Annotated in this window: 15 protein-coding genes and 1 pseudogene; 14 read left to right on the top strand and 2 right to left on the bottom strand. The window is 45.6% G+C overall.

All coding sequences use genetic code 11. The annotated features are described in order from the left end of the window. Nucleotides 1–68 precede the first annotated feature (68 nt). The 12 genes and pseudogenes from R7Q41_RS17350 (at nt 69) to R7Q41_RS17295 (ending at nt 11,580) form a co-directional block, all read left to right on the top strand. Complete coding sequence (locus R7Q41_RS17350) at nt 69–467, top strand: hypothetical protein (RefSeq protein WP_033905718.1); 399 nt, start codon at nt 69–71, stop codon at nt 465–467. A 64-nt stretch (nt 468–531) separates the two neighbouring features. After that, nucleotides 532–2,643 (top strand): protein-disulfide reductase DsbD family protein, encoded by a 2,112-nt coding sequence (locus tag R7Q41_RS17345; RefSeq protein WP_085569769.1) that lies wholly within the window; start codon nt 532–534, stop codon nt 2,641–2,643. Further along, nucleotides 2,640–3,155, top strand: coding sequence for a protein disulfide oxidoreductase (locus R7Q41_RS17340; protein ID WP_025767244.1), 516 nt, complete (start codon nt 2,640–2,642; stop codon nt 3,153–3,155). The genes R7Q41_RS17345 and R7Q41_RS17340 overlap by 4 nt, the downstream gene beginning before the upstream one ends. Before the next feature lie 161 nt (nt 3,156–3,316). Then, entirely contained in the window at nt 3,317–3,949 is a 633-nt protein-coding gene (locus R7Q41_RS17335) for a class I SAM-dependent DNA methyltransferase (RefSeq protein ID WP_165935363.1), read from the top strand. A 25-nt stretch (nt 3,950–3,974) separates the two neighbouring features. Beyond that, a complete protein-coding gene (locus tag R7Q41_RS17330; protein ID WP_054866271.1) occupies nt 3,975–4,730 on the top strand; it encodes a class I SAM-dependent methyltransferase in 756 nt (251 codons plus the stop codon). 19 nt (nt 4,731–4,749) lie between these two features. Then, a complete protein-coding gene (locus R7Q41_RS17325; RefSeq protein WP_165935362.1) occupies nt 4,750–5,175 on the top strand; it encodes a GNAT family N-acetyltransferase in 426 nt (141 codons plus the stop codon). 3 nt (nt 5,176–5,178) lie between these two features. Continuing rightward, a pseudogene (locus R7Q41_RS17320) lies at nt 5,179–5,741 on the top strand (GNAT family N-acetyltransferase). A 217-nt stretch (nt 5,742–5,958) separates the two neighbouring features. Next, the gene (locus R7Q41_RS17315; protein WP_017821642.1) at nt 5,959–7,092 is read left to right on the top strand and encodes an efflux RND transporter periplasmic adaptor subunit; all 1,134 of its coding nucleotides are present in this window, start codon (nt 5,959–5,961) and stop codon (nt 7,090–7,092) included. Beyond that, nucleotides 7,085–8,356 (top strand): TolC family protein, encoded by a 1,272-nt coding sequence (locus tag R7Q41_RS17310; RefSeq protein WP_318144602.1) that lies wholly within the window; start codon nt 7,085–7,087, stop codon nt 8,354–8,356. Before R7Q41_RS17315 ends, R7Q41_RS17310 begins: the two co-directional genes overlap by 8 nt. Next, nucleotides 8,353–9,567, top strand: coding sequence for an ABC transporter permease (locus tag R7Q41_RS17305; RefSeq protein WP_238966208.1), 1,215 nt, complete (start codon nt 8,353–8,355; stop codon nt 9,565–9,567). The genes R7Q41_RS17310 and R7Q41_RS17305 overlap by 4 nt, the downstream gene beginning before the upstream one ends. 2 nt (nt 9,568–9,569) lie before the next feature. After that, nucleotides 9,570–10,853: an ABC transporter permease gene (locus R7Q41_RS17300; protein ID WP_238966207.1), complete on the top strand. Its 1,284-nt coding sequence runs from the start codon at nt 9,570–9,572 to the stop codon at nt 10,851–10,853. Nucleotides 10,854–10,875: 22 nt separating this feature from the next. Beyond that, a complete protein-coding gene (locus tag R7Q41_RS17295) occupies nt 10,876–11,580 on the top strand; it encodes an ABC transporter ATP-binding protein (protein WP_086013877.1) in 705 nt (234 codons plus the stop codon). A 66-nt stretch (nt 11,581–11,646) separates the two neighbouring features. On the opposite strand, the gene R7Q41_RS17290 is transcribed toward R7Q41_RS17295, so the two are convergent. Beyond that, entirely contained in the window at nt 11,647–12,330 is a 684-nt protein-coding gene (locus R7Q41_RS17290; protein ID WP_042523048.1) for a topoisomerase I, read from the bottom strand. Between the two features lie 75 nt (nt 12,331–12,405). Next, nucleotides 12,406–13,323, bottom strand: a complete 918-nt coding sequence (locus tag R7Q41_RS17285) for a leukocidin family pore-forming toxin (RefSeq protein WP_005376731.1) — start codon at nt 13,321–13,323, stop codon at nt 12,406–12,408. 1,098 nt (nt 13,324–14,421) lie between these two features. Here R7Q41_RS17285 and R7Q41_RS17280 point away from each other — a divergent pair. Both R7Q41_RS17280 and R7Q41_RS17275 read left to right on the top strand, forming a co-directional pair. Beyond that, on the top strand, nt 14,422–15,396 hold the full coding sequence (locus R7Q41_RS17280) for a DUF1852 domain-containing protein (protein WP_042523046.1): 975 nt from the start codon (nt 14,422–14,424) through the stop codon (nt 15,394–15,396). Between the two features lie 30 nt (nt 15,397–15,426). After that, on the top strand, nt 15,427–16,455 hold the full coding sequence (locus tag R7Q41_RS17275) for a methionine synthase (RefSeq protein WP_318144601.1): 1,029 nt from the start codon (nt 15,427–15,429) through the stop codon (nt 16,453–16,455). Nucleotides 16,456–16,847: the final 392 nt, after the last annotated feature.

Here is a 16,847-nt window from a genome sequence, read left to right as displayed (position 1 = left end):
AGGATACAACTTGAGCTTTATGACGACTCGCGTATTATCTTCTTCGTTCTTACTTTATCTGAATTCTTATGAGTTTGTTGACTAAACGACATCACACGCCACATAAGCGGGCAAAATGGCTACTGGCGATTATTGGCTGGGTGGTCGTTGTGTGTCTGATGCAAAATTCAGGCTTTGCATCGTCATGCTCTATGAAATATGAGACGGAATCGCCCGCGGTTTCACTTACTGATGAGCGTTCGAGCGTCAAGTCGATTGATACTAAAGAAACCAGCAAGTGCGAATTGTCTGAAAAGTTAATTCAGTTTTCTCAACATCAACTCGATGTATTTATTGTTGTTCTGTTTGTGGGTCTTTTTGCTTCGGCAATTTGGTTGTGCAGTGCCTATATTGGTGCGCAACATTGGACGGAACCGATAGGCCGTAAGTATCGAGTCCATCTGACTTTCTGTGTGTTCCGAGAATAAAAGCGTGCTTTCTGACCACTAGCGTCAGTTATTTAGCACCTTTGTCTTTTAACTAGGAATCACTATGAATCAAATTACTAAACTGACTCAGTTTGCGTCCATGTTTTTTATGACGCTTGCTTTGAGTTTGCTCTCTCTGAGTATTTCAGCTCAAACTACTGATACAGGTTGGCTAACCAACCCACAACATCCTCCAGTGCAAACGCGCTTTGTGCTCACTGGTCAACAAGATCCGCAAGCCAAAACAATTACTGGTTATCTGGACGTCAAGTTGGCTGGGGACTGGAAAACTTACTGGCGTTCACCTGGTGAGGGCGGCGTAGCACCATCTATTGATTGGCAAAATTCACAAAATTTATCCAAAGTGGATTGGCAATGGCCGCACCCACAAAAATTCGAACTATTAGGTATCGAGACTCTTGGGTATAAAGGCGACACTTTGTTCCCCATGACGCTGCACGTCGAAGACATGTCCAAACCTGTCACGATTGATGCGGTACTGACACTTTCTTCTTGTACGACGATTTGTGTGCTGACCGACTATCAAATTCAATTGACGTTCTTGCCTTCTGATCTAAAAGTCGATGAAGACGTGATGTTCAGTTACGCTCAAGCAGTGAGTAACGTGCCGCAGCCATCGCCGTTTATTGATGTTACTCAGGCGAGTTGGGATGCGAACCAATCGAAACTACAAATCAAGCTACAGAACAGTCAGGGTTGGCAACAACCACAAGTGCTGGTGGATGGTGTCGATGAAGCAACGCGAGACTATAGCTTCAAGCTTGAAGGAATGCATCCAGAAGGAAACATCGTCACCGCGAGCTATATCGTTGATACTTGGCTGGGCGATGTGGAGTTAGATGGTCAGTCGCTGTTTGTGACCATCAAAGACACCAATTTACTAGCAGAAGAAACCACTCAAGCAACTGCTGAGGCAATAGTTGAACCGCTGCCGAGCACGTCTCTAACGAGTGTTTTTCTATTCGCGTTGCTCGGCGGTTTAATTCTTAACATTATGCCTTGCGTTCTTCCGGTTTTGGGGATGAAGCTAAGTAGTATTGTTGCCGCTCAAGGTATCGAGCGTCGTCAAATTCGCGCTCAGTTTGTTGCCTCGTCACTTGGTATATTAACGTCGTTCTGGATTCTCGCTGGTTTTATTTTGGTGCTCAAGCTAACAGGTAATGCCATTGGTTGGGGCGTGCAATTTCAAAGCCCCTGGTTCTTAGGTTTGATGGTGTTGGTCACCACTTTGTTTGGGGCCAATATGCTGGGGCTGTTTGAAGTCCGTCTATCATCGGGTACCAATACATGGCTGGCCTCGAAAGGTGACAACTCGTTAGCTGGACACTATGTGCAAGGGATGTTTGCAACCTTGCTTGCTACGCCGTGTTCTGCGCCTTTCCTAGGAACGGCCGTGGCGTTTGCTTTGGGTGCCGATGTGGTTACGCTGTTTGCTATTTTCACCGCCTTAGCGTTGGGGATGGCGTTGCCTTGGATTATGGTGGCAATTTTCCCAAGTATTGCGCTTAAATTGCCGAAGCCGGGTCAGTGGATGAACGTGGTCAAAAACGTATTTGGTGTGATGATGTTGGCCACCAGCGTTTGGCTACTGTCTTTGATGGCCAATCACCTCCCAGTGTTTTGGGTCATTTTCGCCGGTTTAGTCGCGTTTATTGTTCTGATGATTCGCGTTAAACGCGTTCATGGCGATAAAGCACTCGTGCTATCCGGCTCTGCATCGCTTATCTTAATTGCTGGCGGGCTGCTACTTGGTAGTATCACTGCCGACCAATGGGCGACACCGCTTCCTGAGGACTTAGCGTGGCAGAAGCTTTCTAACTCGGCGATTGAAGATCACGTCAATAATGGGCGAGTGGTGTTTGTGGATGTCACTGCGGATTGGTGTGTCACGTGTAAAGCGAACAAGATCGGTGTGATCTGGCAAGATCCTGTCTACTCATTGCTGCAAAGCCCTAATGTAGCGACGTTAAAAGGGGATTGGACACATCCGGACGGCTCGGTAACTGACTTTTTACGAGCTCATGGGCGTTACGGTGTGCCGTTTAACATCGTCTATGGCCCGGCAGCGCCGCAAGGTATCCCGTTACCTGTGATTCTGACTGATGATGTTGTTTTAAGTGCGGTGAAGCAAGCGAGTGGGGGAGCTATTCAATGAGTTCGACAAAGCGGCGTAGAACATTCCGATATTGGCTCGTTCAAATCGTACAGATGGTGCTCATTGTCACCGTCATTTCCATCGCGATGGATTGGTATCGCACTAAAGATATTCCTAAACAGGAGTCACCACCATTGAGCTCAGTCTTGAGCGATGGCGAACACTTCGATGCAATCGCGCAAAGTTATGAACAACCTGTCGTTGTTTATTTTTGGGCGACTTGGTGTCCCGCTTGTAAATTTGTAAGCCCAAGCGTGAGTTGGCTGAGTGATGACTACACCGTAGTTGGCGTTTCTGGATCGTCGGGACCGAATGAGCGTGTGGCGCAGTTTATGAGGGCAAAAGAATATCGTTTCGAAAACATAAACGATCCTTCAAGCGATATTATGCGCGAATGGAAAATTAGCGTGACCCCAACCATTTATGTTTTAAGAAATGGTGAAATTTCCTCCGTCACAACTGGCGTTACTACTCCGATAGGAATATTAACGAGAATTTGGTTAGCTCGATAACGCAATAAAAATCCGATATTCAAAATATAGAGTATCGGATTTTTTTGTTGTCCTAAACAACCAGTCGGTCACATTCCATAAAGGACTAGTTAACCAATAAGTGTCTAGATGCTTATTGCGTGTTACATTCGAGCATCGTTCTGGTTATCAAGGAGGAAACGATGAACGTAGCAAAAATGTATGATGATGTGTCGGATCGCTATCAAAAGTTGGTGGATGGCAGTCACTACGTCGGTCCACGTTGGATTTCTGAGAAGTTAAAAACCTTTCCCATCGAGCAAGGCTCGGTTCTCGACCTAGCCTGTGCGACTGGCAGTATCGGCCATGTCGTAAAAAGTCACTATCCAGAACTCGCCATCCATGGCTTAGACATCTCGTCCAAAATGGTTGATAAAGCGCGCCAAACTAGCCTCTATCAAAGTGTCGCGGTTCATAATCTCGATGAGCCATTTTCCCCTTTGTTTGAGCAAACCTTCGACCTTATCACCGCACTTGGTTTTACTGAGTTTCTAGCAAAGCCTCAACAACTTCTGGAGTGCATTTCGCATAAGCTAACTGCGAATGGACGATGTTTTATCAGCTTTCAATACCACGATCCGGATGGGCAAGATTTGCCTCGAAATACTTATAGTGGATCGGTCGTGCATAAGGCATATACCGAAAGTGAAGTTGAGCAACTCTGTCAGCAAGCTGGGTTGGAAGTGGTTTCCCTAGAAAATGTGATTGGTTACGTATCTGGTGTTGGTTATGTGTGTCGATACTTGATGCTAGAGCAGAAAAAGTCACACCGCTGAAATAAGTAACAAACAAGGATTGTTTTTGAAAACACAAGATTTAACCGAGTTCGGGTCTGGAATTGAATACGATGCTCAATACGACCAGCATTACCATCACGACATTGCTTTCATCACAAGGTTAATCGAAGAAACCAATGCTCGAAGTGTATTGGATGTTTGTTGTGGTTCCGGTATTGTCACGATTCCAGTCTCTGAGCAACTCAACGAAGCCATTGGCATTGATATTTCTGAAGGGATGCTCAAACACGCAAAGGACAAAGCCAAAAGCAGGAGTAACTTGCGTTTTCTTCATCTCGACGCAACCCAGTTTTCGTTAGGTAAGAAGTTTGACCTAGCCATAATGACAGGGAATGCATTCCAAGCCTTTTTAAGTGACGAGATGCTAGCAGGTGCACTGAGCTCAATATCAAGACACCTCGAAAAAGGTGGGCGATTTGTTTTCGATACGCGGTTACCAACGCCAGAAAATCTAGAATTGGATCATGAGATGGCGCTGTGGCAAACCTATGTTTCTCCAACTTATGGTGAAGTGAATTATTTCGGTATGAAGGCCGAGTATGACTTGCAAACGTCCATCATGTATTTGAACAAAGAGCGCCATTTTGAAAGTGGAACGATTGAGCATTCCAGCATTGATTTAAAATATCGTCCGCTAGAAGACATAGAGGGTTTCCTTGAACAAGCGGGATTCAGAATCATAGAGAAGTACCAATCTTGGTCAGCGCAAGTATTTGAGGCGAATGCCAACTCGCTTGTCTGTGTGGCTGAGAAAATATAAATCAATGTTGAGGGATACAATGCAAGGATTTCGAATTACTATGTCGTTAGATGACATGGATTTAGACGTTATCTACCAGTTCATTTCAAACAGTTATTGGGGAAAGGGTATTCCAAGAGAACGCTTTGAGAAGTCATTGCGCCATTCGTTCTGTTTCGCGGTTTTGGATGATGAAAATCAACTCGTTGCTTTTGCTCGGTTAATTACCGATCGTACCACGTTTGCGTACCTTGCCGATGTGTTTGTTGTGGAGGTACACCGTGGTAAAGGCATTAGTAAGTTGTTGATATCAGAAATTGTTGCTCATCCAGAACTACAAGGCTTACGCCGTATGATGCTTGCAACCCGCGATGCTCATGGGTTGTACGAACAGCTTGGGTTCACTCCTATTGCTCCAGTAGAAAACTTCATGCAAATCTGGAAACCGAATGTTTATCAGAGCTAAATCATGATGAGAGTTGAATCTCAACAAGTGGCAATCAGATACCTCAAAACAACAGACGCTGCTCCCCTGTTTGAAAACTATTTAGGCGATGAGAAAGCATGCCGCTTCCTCAATCGCCAAGTCCACCAAAATGTTAATCAAACCCTTGAAGCTAGCGAGAAAGATGGCGTGCTCAATATGATCAAAAGTCTCCCAATCTATTAGTCTTCGCTATTGAAGAACTCACTTCTCAAACTCCTATTGGTTGTCTGGTGCTGATACCTGAGCAAGACAGCAGTGAAATCCATTTTGGTATTTCTGCTCGCTATCGGGGAAAAGGCTATGCAACCCAAGCCTGCAAACTTGGCGTTGTCTACCTGCAAAGCTTGGGTATAACGCGCATTCGCACCGCCCCGCATATTGGCAACCACGCGAGTATCCGTGTGTTGGAGAAATGCGGCTTTATCAGCCAAAGCATTTTAAAAGCGCATGCAGTTTTTCCTGCTCTAGGACGTGAGGCGCAAGACTGTATGGATATGCGATTGGAGGATACAGAACTGCGCCATTTTGCACATTGTTCAGAATGAAAAGGGTGGCGGTTGAAACGAGCGGTTACAGAGCTTGTTAGTCGCCATCGTAGACAACGTCTTTGCTGAATGATTCTTTAGTTTTTGATTGTCAGAGCCGACTGACAAAACCATACCAACTGTGACAACCAAACCGCTATTAAAGCAGGATATTATTCCTTCAACTTTGTGTTTTAGGAGTAGTCATTAGACTACCCAATAATTGTTGGAATAAATAATGACGAAACGTTGGTTTGTCTCCGCTGTGAGCTTCGCGCTGCTCGGCGGTGGTACGTCTTTCTATCTCCAATCTGCTGCTCAACCAGAATTGCTGCCTACATTGATTGTGGAAAAAGGCACGATTGAAAAACAAGCGGTGGCTGTTGGTAAAATTGTCCCTGCACACTCCGTGTCTATCAAGTCACAAATCGACGGTATCGTCGGTGAAATTTACGCGAAAGTTGGTGAAAAGGTGAAGCAAGGCCAGCCGCTGATCAAAGTGCGTCCAAACCCAACACCCCAAGCATTAACGGATGCATCGGCAGAGCTCATGCGTAGCGAAGCCGATCTGGAATCCGCCAAACAAAAACTGTCCAACTTAGAAAGCTTGGTCAAGCAGGACATTATTCCAAGTAACTACGACGAATACGTAAGTGCGCGCTCGGCAGTCAAATCTGCGCAAGCGGACGTATTGCAAAAGCGCCAGAATCTCGAACTCATCCGCAGTGGTGAGGCGTCTATCGGCGATGCACGTTTAACGTCGACGATCTACGCGCCAATTGATGGCACGGTACTCAACCAGAAAGTTGAGGTCGGAGAGCCGATCATCTCGACTCAATCAAGCCAAGCCGCGACTGAAATGATGTCATTGGCCGACATGAACAGTCTGATTTTTAAAGGTAGCGTCAGTGAGCATGATGCTGCGCAGTTGTCTCCGGGAATGCCCGTTATGTTGACGGTTGCGCCTTATCCTGATGTGGCGATTTCTGGTGTGCTAACCAAAGTGGCGATTCAATCTGAGAACCTTAACTCACCAGAAGGCAACGCTTCGGCAAAAAGTTTTGATAACGGTTTTGAGGTTGAAGTGGGAGAACTCAAGATCCCACAAGATGTGTTGCTTCGTTCTGGTTTTTCATCGACGGCTCAAATCATTCTGAAGAAGTCTGAAAACGTGCTCACTCTACCGGAGCGCGCTCTGCAATTTGATGGTGACGCACCGAATGTTCTGATCCCCGATAGCTCAGAACAAGGGTTTCATAAACAACCGGTGAAACTCGGTCTGTCAGATGGCATCAATGTCGAAGTGCTTGACGGCGTGGAGCTTGATGAAGAGGTTATCGACAACAGCATGATGGGAGCGGCGCATGGTTAAACTGCAACGATCAAAAATCGCCTTTGCATTGTTGGCTGCCACACTCAGTTTGCCGACCTACGCAATTTCTATTGAACAAGCTTGGCACCAAGCAAAGCAGAACGATCCTAATTACGAAAAAGCGAAAATCGGCGTCCAGCTTGGCGAGGTTGGCGTACAGAGTAGCCGCAGTGCGTTATTGCCGGGTTTAAGTGCCAGTGCGTCAGCGGATTGGAATGAGTCCTCAAGCCATTCGAACAGTTACGGCGCTACCTTATCTCAAACTATTTGGGATAGCAGTTTGTGGTCGGAACTGGATCAAGCGAATGCCAATTATCTCAAAGCACAGTTAGAGCTATCTCAATCACATAACGAGCTTGCGCAGAAGTTGCTCACTGCTTACCTAGATGTAGCAAGCGCACAGGGCGACCTCAAATTGGCGCAGTCCAAGCTGGAGGAGGGGAAAGAACTTCTCAACATCATCGAGAAACGCTATCGAGCAGGCAAAGTGAAGTCGGTTGATGTTGAAGAGATGCGAGCGAATCAAGTTTCTGAGCAAGCAAGTATCCTCAATGCAAAAGCCGATCTCGAAGTGAAAAAAGCAGAGCTTGCGGCGTTAATCAATCAAATGCCGGAGAGTGTCGACCAAATTCGAACGGATTCTCTAATTCAGCCGCCGATGCTGGTGGACTCTCAGGAGCAATGGCTAAAGCTGGCGAAAGACAGTAGTCCAGAGCTGTTGGTCGCGGCGCAGATGGTGAAAGCGAGCGAGTTCGCGAAAGATTCAGCTAAAGGTGGATACTACCCAACCGTCAAAGGCAGTGTGGGCTACAGCGATGGTGACAATCGTTCAAACGGCGAGTTTAACGCTGGGATTAGTTTGAGTTTGCCGATTGACCTCAATGGTGCAGTGCGAGCTAAAGTGGACGAAGCATCGTTGAACATTTTAAGCGCCAAGCAAGATATGCGTAGAGTGGAAATTGATATTCAGAAACGAGTTATTCAGCAGTTTACGCAGGTCGATATCAGCTGGAATCAAGTTTTGATAGCGAACGAGCTGGTTGAGTCGCGCGCCAGAGTGTTGCAAAGCAAAGAGAAACTTTACGACGCTGGTCTGCTTGAAGTGTCGGAAGTTATCAGCGCACACAACAGCTTGTTTGAGGCGAAAAACAGTCTGCAAACCAACTTGTACAGCTACTGGCGTAAGAGAATCGGCTTACTGCAAACCGCAGGGAAACTCGATGACGATACCATGGCGTTGATCTCTCGGGCTTTTCATTCATGAGCAGCCTATTGCAACAAACTTGGCAAACGTTGATGGCGCACCGCATGAAGAGCGTGCTAGCCATTATCGCGATTGCTTGGGGCGTGATCTCTGTGGTGGTGTTAATCGCACTTGGCGAAGGCTTTTATCGCCATCAGACCCAGTCGTTTTCATTTATGATCAACAATGTGCAAGTGGTGTTTCCATCGAGCACCAGTAAACCGTGGCAAGGGTTACCTTCAAGGCGACAAATTGATATTCCACAAGAAAAAGTCGACATGATCAAACAGTCGGGCTTCGTGCAACAGGCGTCGAGCGTTTACGCCAAATGGGATGCGAATATCACCAATCTCAAAGGACAGAATTTATCGAGTACGGTCAGCGGTATTGATACGTCTTACTTTCCTTTAATGCAACGCAAGCTGCAATCCGGTTCGAGAAACCTGTCACCAAGTGATATGGACAACCACACTCGCGTGGCGGTGTTAGGCGATCAAATTGCGCAAATGGGTGGAATCCAAATCGGGGATAGGCTCAAAGTCAACGGCATTCCGTTTTTGGTGATTGGGATAACCGTTGGTGAGGACACTGGCATTTCATTCGGCGATAGCCGCACGGTTTTCATTCCTCAAACAACGTACCGCGATTTGTGGGATGCGAAACCTTGGATGGTATTGATGAAGCCGAGAGAAGGGATGGATGCATCGTCATTTCGACAAAATATCGTGAACTTTTTCGCCAAGCAGCTTCATTTTGACCCAAGTGATAAAGATGCGGTCGAACTACCCGATTTTAGTGAAGGTGCAGCGGTCATCAGTGGAATTTTGCGTGGCATTCAGATTTTTCTTGGAGCGAGCGGCGCGATGACCATGGCGGTCGGTGCGCTTGGCGTTGCCAACATCATGTTTTTATCTGTCACGGAGCGCACGCGTGAAATCGGTGTGCGTTTGGCGATCGGGGCGACTCAAAAATCCATACTCAGTCAGTTTATTCTTGAAGGGCTTATTTTGGTAGCCGTGGGCGCGGCATTAGGTCTGATGTTTTCGTATGCCGTGGTATCTGTCTTAAGCAGCATGGCATTACCGGAATGGATTGGTTTACCTGTGATCACGCCAGATTCCATTGCTTGGTCTTTACTTGTGACGCTTATCTTGGCATTGATGGCGTCGTATTTCCCAGCAAGGCGAGCATCGCGTCTCACGCCAGTCATTGCTTTGAGTGCGAGGGCTTAGTCATGTTGTTACCGATGAGACAAATTTTCCAAGAAATGGCCGCAGAAAAGCTGAGACTGGGTTTGACCATTCTAGCAGTAGCGTGGGCGACCCTTTGTATCGCTGCTATGTTGGCGGTAGGTGAGGGTATTCGTCAGGGCGTATTGAAAACCGCACAAAATGGTAACGGCAACTTGATTTATTTGACCGGAGGGATGGCCACCGTCGACCACGGTGCTTTTCACCAAGGTAAGTTTCTGACACTAAAAATGGACGATTCAGAGGTCGTTCGAGCGTTACCCGATGTAAAAAGCGTTGCGCCAACGGCGAAGTGGAAAGAGCGCATCACCGTTGGTGACAGAAGCTCGTGGCAAGAGCCGTTAGCAGTCACGAGCGAGTTTCAATCCATGACCAATTTGGTGCCGATGGCGGGGGGACGATGGTTAAATCCACTCGATCAAAAAGAGACGCGCAAAGTCGTTGTACTGGGTTATGAACTGGCAGCCGACTTATTCAACCCGAATGAGGACTTTAGTTGGTTTGCGACAGTCACATTGCAAGTCAACCCTGTGGGGCAAAAGGTAAAAATCGGCAATGAGCAGTTCACCGTTGTGGGCGTATTGGAGAAAAACAGCGCCCAAATAGAACTGGGGGATCTTATCAACTATTCCAGCTTTGTGCCGTTAGCGACGTGGAAGCGATTTCATGTCAACGGTGAAATTGGTGGCATCAATGTGCAACCACAAGCCGATGTAGACCGAGAAGCCTTAGCAAAGATGATCAGGCAAGTGATTGCCCGTAAGCACGGGGCAAGTGTCAGTGATGAACAGGTCGTCCAAGTCGATGATATGTTCCTTAAACAAAAGAGTATGCAGCAGTTTCTGATAGGTTTGCAGAGTTTTCTTGGCATTATCGGCTTCGTGACGTTAGCTGTTGCTGGCGTTGGCATCGCCAATGTGATGTATGCCACCGTAAAGCGATCTACGCGTGATATCGGCGTGCGCATGGCGGTCGGTGCAACCCCAACGGCCATTCGCATGCACTATTTAGTGCAGTCTTTATTGACAATGATGATGGGGGGCGCGCTTGGCTTAGGCGTGACGTACGCGCTGGTGTCTGCCATCAGTTCCATTCCTTTAGAGGGCAATGCCTTTTATGAACAACTGGGTAAACCTGTCCCTGAGTTGTCGTGGGTCGTTGTCGCGATTGTCATCCTCACCTTAGTGATAATTGGTGTGGCATCTGCATGGTTACCTGCAAACCGAGCCGCAAAAGTCAGCCCATTGGAGGCGCTACAAAGTGAATAACAACAATAACTCTGGAGAGAACATGTCGAACCAGCCGCTTGTTGAGCTAACCAACATCTGCAAATACTACTCAAGCGGAGAGGCGGAAGTACGTGCGCTCGACGGCGTAGACTTAACCATCAATCAAGGTGAGTTTCTTTCGATTCTTGGCCCGTCTGGCTCGGGTAAATCAACGCTAATGAACATGCTCGGCTGTTTAGATAAGCCCACCGATGGCGAGTACCAACTTGGCGGCCAAAACGTAGCAAGTTTAAGTGCGAATGAGTTGGCTGGCATTCGTAACCAAAAGATCGGGTTTGTCTTCCAAAGCTTTAACTTATTGGAATACGCGACGGCGCTTGATAACGTGGCACTGCCGTTGGTTTACTCTGGCATCAAAGCCAAAGAACGTCGCCAGCACGCAGCTAAATTGCTAGAGCAAGTCGGGCTAGGGGATCGTTTAGACCATAAACCAAACCAGCTTTCTGGTGGTCAAAAGCAGAGAGTTGCTATCGCCAGAGCCTTGGTCAACGATCCGCAAATCATCTTAGCGGATGAACCAACGGGTGCATTGGATTCAAAATCCGGCGCAGAGATTGAAGCCTTGTTCAATCAACTTCACGCTGAAGGCAGAACATTGATCATCGTGACGCACGATAACGCTCTGGCAGAGCGCACTAAACGCATCATCACCATCAAAGACGGCAAGGTAATTTCGGATAGGGTGCCGGTAAGTAGGGAGAAATGAGCTTTTCTTAATTGAGAACTGAGTTTTAAGGGAAATAGCGATACAGAGGCTATCTCCCTTTACTTTTTATTCGCGATGTTCGTTTTGTCTCTCTTTTATCAAGTCATGCTTTTGTTCTTTAAGTAGAGTGATTGCGAGCTTAGTGTCCTCAATCAATTTACTGTTATCGTTGAGATCTTTGCTCTTCAAAGGCAAAACTAGATAATGAATGCTGCCATCTGCATTCTGTACTCCGGTAGCGATGATGACATCACCTTCAGACGCCGTACCAAAATACTCTGATACGACTTTGGTTTCGCTGACACCGTAGCTATCCAAATAGGATGACTCCGTATTGTCAAACAAGATAGGAACCCCTTGCCTAGCTAATGTTCGCAATTGTTTTTGCTTTTGCTCGTCGAATGGATAGTCGGTCGTACTGATGTAACTTACCTGTTCAGCTTCAATAAAATCGTACAGTTCATTGCTCAGTTCATTTAATGGGGCAGATATCCAAGGTGTAGCTGGAATGACGTCGGAAGTATCATCATTGCCACTTTGTGGTGTTGGAGTGGTAACCACCTTCTGAGCAGCATCGCTCTCAGGAGGCGTTACACTTATTGTCGCAGCGTCTTCTGTCTTGATTTGCTCGTCAAGGCTTGCAACAGGTTCGGTCTGGGCATTCTTGTTATTTGAATTAATCAGAAATATGGCGAGTACTGCACCAAGTGCTAGCACCGATCCAGTCAAGAGTTTTTTGTTACTTGTCATGTGTCATGTCTTACCGTTTATTTCATTAGTAAATACGGCGGCCACTTATTTATTCCGTGGCCGCAGGCTAATAAGTTAGTGGTAGAGATCGTCATTCCAAGAGATAGTTACGGCTCGGCTAGTCTCTGTCCATTGACTGCTATCACGATTTTTCTTCCAGGTATTTTCTGGAGTGGTATACCAGCTACACCAGTCGCGACCAAAGTAGTAATTGGTTTTTCGCCAACCAGCAACCAGCTTGACCTCTGATGTATCTAGGCCATCTTGAATGTCATTTTTTCTATATACGACGCCGACTTGTGGTTTAAAGTCTGAACGCATAACGACAGGTAACTCATTGTAATCAATCAAATTACCCATGTCACAACTGGTCCAACGATACAATAACCAGTCTTTAGCTGGCGTATTATGGCGGATAGTCTTGTTTTCAATTAACCAATTAATGCTTTCGTTAGCTTGGTTAAAATCGGCAACCGTTTGAAACTCTGGCTGGTCGTACGTTACACGGTTGCTCCAGGAGATTCCCCCACTAATATTTGGAGAAGTAGAAGCACTGAATCCAAGGTTAAAATCTAGAGACTCACTGACAGATGCCGTTGCAATGGTGTTTTCTGGAGCATGGCTCATGTGGCGTAAAGGGGCGCCATTTAAATAGCTCAGTGCCAGCTTAAAAGCCGTTGGAACGGTGTAACGGTAATCTCCCCCAGTAGCAAAACCATAGATTTGTTCTTTGTTTGGAACATTAGTCATGTCGAAGCCAGAACCGCCATTTAGGATCAACTTGGCTTCTTTAGCGCCATTTGGTAGCAAAGATTGGTTCCAGACATTTTCTAAAGAATAAATTAAGCGGATTTTTTTCGAGCGTGCATCACCATCATCAAGCTGAAGCAACGTCGAAGTGTAAGATTTTAATGTATCTTCAGCATGTGCTGGTGCTAAAGAACCAAGTAAAGCGAGTGCGATAATACTCGCGGAAAGATGCTGTTTTTCCATTATTGTTTCCTATTAGTCAGCCCATAAAGACTTTTGTTTTAAACCATCTTGATGGGCACTTTATAATTATGGACAGGTTGTAAATTCAAGCTCAATAAATGAGCGGTGAAATAGTGCATCTTGTTTTTTATTAAAAAAAGAAAAAGGATAGATTCGTGGGATTAATGTCTCATAGTTTTTAAATTCACCTCTCAACTATAATAAATAAGAATTTGGTTATTAAGTCTTGTCTTTTTAAGTTATTGCTTAATTTTAATTTTCTAATATTATATTTAGATTTTCTATTGATAAAAGTGAATTTTATAAATGTTAGCCATGTTATTTTTAGGGTTTTTGTTATACCAAATTAAGTAAAGTATCGTTATGTGGTTATCTCGGGTTTATGGGTTTAATTCAAATTAAAACAGTGGTTTGTGTTTTTTGTTATTATTTTTTAGAGCTTAATGTAATAGTTTGGTGATAAAGTCCGTCAATGAAGTTGCCATGTTCGTGTATGAAGTTATATGTGCTTTTACAGCAGGAAATTAAACTTTACGTTTAAGATGGTAAAGATAGAAAAAGAAATAAATAAGATAATTAAATAATCATGTTTCCGAGAATATAAATGTAACGTACTTCTAATTAAACGAATGCTTGAATAAACGATGGAGTGTGAAAAGTACTATTTAAGTTACGCTGTCCTATATTCCAGTTGGTGCCTTGTTTATACAATGCGTTTTCTCGGCTTAAAACTGGTTTACGTACTGCTAATCCCTTATCAGTTTCTTAATTACACATATTGGCAATATGCTCGCCAAGTTACGTGTATTGGTGTCAATGAAAAACAGTATCTACGATAACTCTCTCAGGGTTGGAACTCCCACTATGAATTTCCTTCATGTTCAATGTGAAACAATACCAATATTACTTAACTCGTGAAGCAAGTATAAAAAAAGGACTGCTCTGGTGTTAGGCACTGCGACGGTCATTTTTGTACTAACCGTTCGTCGTAAGTGCTGTGCAACCTAACGATTGGGAAAACCAAAAAACAAAAAATGTCCCCATGCACAGAGTTAGGAATAGTCTGCTTTATCTAAGGAAATAGGATACCAACTCACGATGAATAACGATTTCACATTTGCTATCAAAAGCATTCGCTTTGATGAGAATTACCAACCATCAGACAACACGCGAATCACTACCAATTTTGCTAATCTGGCTCGCGGAAACTACCGCCGAGAGAATCTGCGCAATGCACTCCGAATGATCGACAATCGTTTTAATGCGTTGGCATATTGGGATAACGCGCAAGGTGACCGCTACTCAGTTGAACTTGAAATCATCTCTGTTGATATGGATATCCAAGGTAGTGGAGAAGCATTCCCATCGATTGAAGTGCTCAAAACTAACATTGTTGATCACAACACTAACGAGCGCATCGAAGGCATTGTGGGCAACAACTTCTCTTCATACGTGCGTGATTACGACTTTAGCGTTTTGCTGTTGGACCACAACAAAAACCAGCCACAGTTCAGCATCCCAGCGAACTTCGGTGATTTGCATGGCAAACTGTTCAAAGCTTTCGTTAATTCTGAGTCTTATAAACAGCATTTCAAAAAGCTGCCAGTGATTTGTCTGAGCGTATCGGACAACAAGGTATACCGACGCACCGAAAATCAACATCCTGTTTTGGGCTTTGAATATCAGCCGAACGAATCTTCGTTGACGGAGCAGTACTTCAAGAAGATGGGCTTACAGGTGCGCTACTTCATGCCACCAAACACTGTTGCACCATTGGCATTCTACTTCTTCGGTGACTTGTTGAACGATTATTCAAACCTAGAGCTTATCAGCACGATTAGCACGATGGAGACATTCCAGAAGATTTACCGACCTGAGATTTACAATGCCAACGCGGTTGCCGGTAATTGCTACCAGCCAAACCTAAAAAACCTAGACCACTCGCTAACTCAAATCGTTTACGACCGAGAAGAGCGCAGCCAACTGGCGATTGAACAAGGGAAATTTGCCGAGGAGCATTTCATCAAACCTTATCAATCTGTGCTTGAACAATGGTCTGCAAACTACGCGTAATCGACAACGAGAATCTAGAAAGGAATGACGATGAAAACACTATTACCGACTTCAACGGCTGGCAGTTTACCGAAACCTTCTTGGTTGGCCGAACCAGAAAAACTTTGGTCACCGTGGAAACTCCAAGGTGAAGAACTGATTGATGGCAAACGCGATGCGCTACGTGTCGCTTTGCAAGAGCAAGAACTGGCAGACGTTGATATCGTCAGTGATGGCGAGCAAACTCGCCAACATTTTGTGACGACCTTTATTGAGCATTTAAGCGGCGTAGATTTTGAAAACCGTAAAACGGTGACCATTCGCAACCGTTATGAAGCAAGTGTTCCGACGGTGGTTGGCCCAGTAAGCCGCACAAAGCCCGTGTTTGTTGAAGATGCCAAGTTCTTACGTCAGCAAACTAAGCAACCTATAAAGTGGGCGCTGCCAGGCCCTATGACGATGATCGACACACTTTATGATGATCATTACGGTAGCCGTGAAAAGCTGGCTTGGGAATTTGCGAAGATTCTCAATCAAGAAGCGAAAGAGCTTGAAGCTGCAGGTGTCGACATCATTCAGTTTGATGAACCTGCGTTCAATGTGTTTTTCGATGATGTGAACGAGTGGGGCATTGCATGTTTAGAGCGTGCGATTGAAGGGCTGAAATGTGAAACGGCGGTGCATATCTGCTATGGCTACGGCATCAAAGCGAACACGGATTGGAAGCAAACGCTAGGCACTGAATGGCGACAATACGAAGAAGTATTCCCTAAATTGCAGCAGTCGAATATCGATATTATCTCGCTTGAGTGTCATAACTCGCGAGTGCCTATTGAGTTGCTTGAGTTGATTCGCGGTAAGAAAGTGATGGTTGGTGCGATTGACGTCGCTACCAACGAAATTGAAACGCCAGAAGAAGTGGCGAACACACTGCGAGAGGCGTTGAAGTACGTTGATGCCGACAAGCTTTACCCATGTACCAACTGCGGTATGGCGCCTTTGTCTCGTGAAGTATCGACCGCTAAGCTCAATGCGTTAAGTGCGGGTGCGGAGATCATTCGTAAAGAGTTGGTGGGTTGATATTAATACTTAGGCTCCGCACCATGAACTAAAGTTAGAGTCATTCTAGCGAGTTTAAATGAGACTAGGAATCGGTTTACTGCTCGCTAGGAAATAGCGATAACTTCCGCACTTCAAAGCTCTCGGTGGGGAGCTCCTGAATCACGCTCGTCCCTCGCTGTTCAGGATGACGGATGTTGGAAGATATATTGCTCGCCACAACCCTAGGTATTGGAGCAGCTTCAAGATAGGGTCTTTCCAGCGAGTCTAGACGAGACTAGGAATCGGGTTACAGCTCGCTAGGAAATGACGATAACTTTCGCACTTCAAAGCACCCGGTGGGTAGCTCCTGAATCACGCTCGTCCCTCGCTGTTCAGGATGACGGATGTTGGAAAATGCATTGCTCGCCACA

It is taken from the genome of Vibrio sp. 2096 (assembly GCF_033339595.1).
GTDB classification, from domain to species: Bacteria; Pseudomonadota; Gammaproteobacteria; order Enterobacterales; family Vibrionaceae; genus Vibrio; species Vibrio alginolyticus.
This window is presented reverse-complemented; position numbering and strand designations above follow the sequence as displayed.

Excerpts from the sequence above, each read along its gene's own strand:
- R7Q41_RS17335 (WP_165935363.1), top strand. The coding sequence starts at position 3,317 with ATGAACGTAGCAAAAATGTATGATGATGTGTCGGATCGCTATCAAAAG.
- R7Q41_RS17310 (WP_318144602.1), top strand. The coding sequence starts at position 7,085 with ATGGTTAAACTGCAACGATCAAAAATCGCCTTTGCATTGTTGGCTGCC.
- R7Q41_RS17290 (WP_042523048.1), bottom strand. The coding sequence starts at position 12,330 with ATGACAAGTAACAAAAAACTCTTGACTGGATCGGTGCTAGCACTTGGT.
- R7Q41_RS17300 (WP_238966207.1), top strand. The coding sequence starts at position 9,570 with ATGTTGTTACCGATGAGACAAATTTTCCAAGAAATGGCCGCAGAAAAG.
- R7Q41_RS17305 (WP_238966208.1), top strand. The coding sequence starts at position 8,353 with ATGAGCAGCCTATTGCAACAAACTTGGCAAACGTTGATGGCGCACCGC.
- R7Q41_RS17275 (WP_318144601.1), top strand. The coding sequence starts at position 15,427 with ATGAAAACACTATTACCGACTTCAACGGCTGGCAGTTTACCGAAACCT.
- R7Q41_RS17295 (WP_086013877.1), top strand. The coding sequence starts at position 10,876 with ATGTCGAACCAGCCGCTTGTTGAGCTAACCAACATCTGCAAATACTAC.
- R7Q41_RS17280 (WP_042523046.1), top strand. The coding sequence starts at position 14,422 with ATGAATAACGATTTCACATTTGCTATCAAAAGCATTCGCTTTGATGAG.
- R7Q41_RS17315 (WP_017821642.1), top strand. The coding sequence starts at position 5,959 with ATGACGAAACGTTGGTTTGTCTCCGCTGTGAGCTTCGCGCTGCTCGGC.
- R7Q41_RS17350 (WP_033905718.1), top strand. The coding sequence starts at position 69 with ATGAGTTTGTTGACTAAACGACATCACACGCCACATAAGCGGGCAAAA.
- R7Q41_RS17325 (WP_165935362.1), top strand. The coding sequence starts at position 4,750 with ATGCAAGGATTTCGAATTACTATGTCGTTAGATGACATGGATTTAGAC.
- R7Q41_RS17345 (WP_085569769.1), top strand. The coding sequence starts at position 532 with ATGAATCAAATTACTAAACTGACTCAGTTTGCGTCCATGTTTTTTATG.
- R7Q41_RS17340 (WP_025767244.1), top strand. The coding sequence starts at position 2,640 with ATGAGTTCGACAAAGCGGCGTAGAACATTCCGATATTGGCTCGTTCAA.
- R7Q41_RS17285 (WP_005376731.1), bottom strand. The coding sequence starts at position 13,323 with ATGGAAAAACAGCATCTTTCCGCGAGTATTATCGCACTCGCTTTACTT.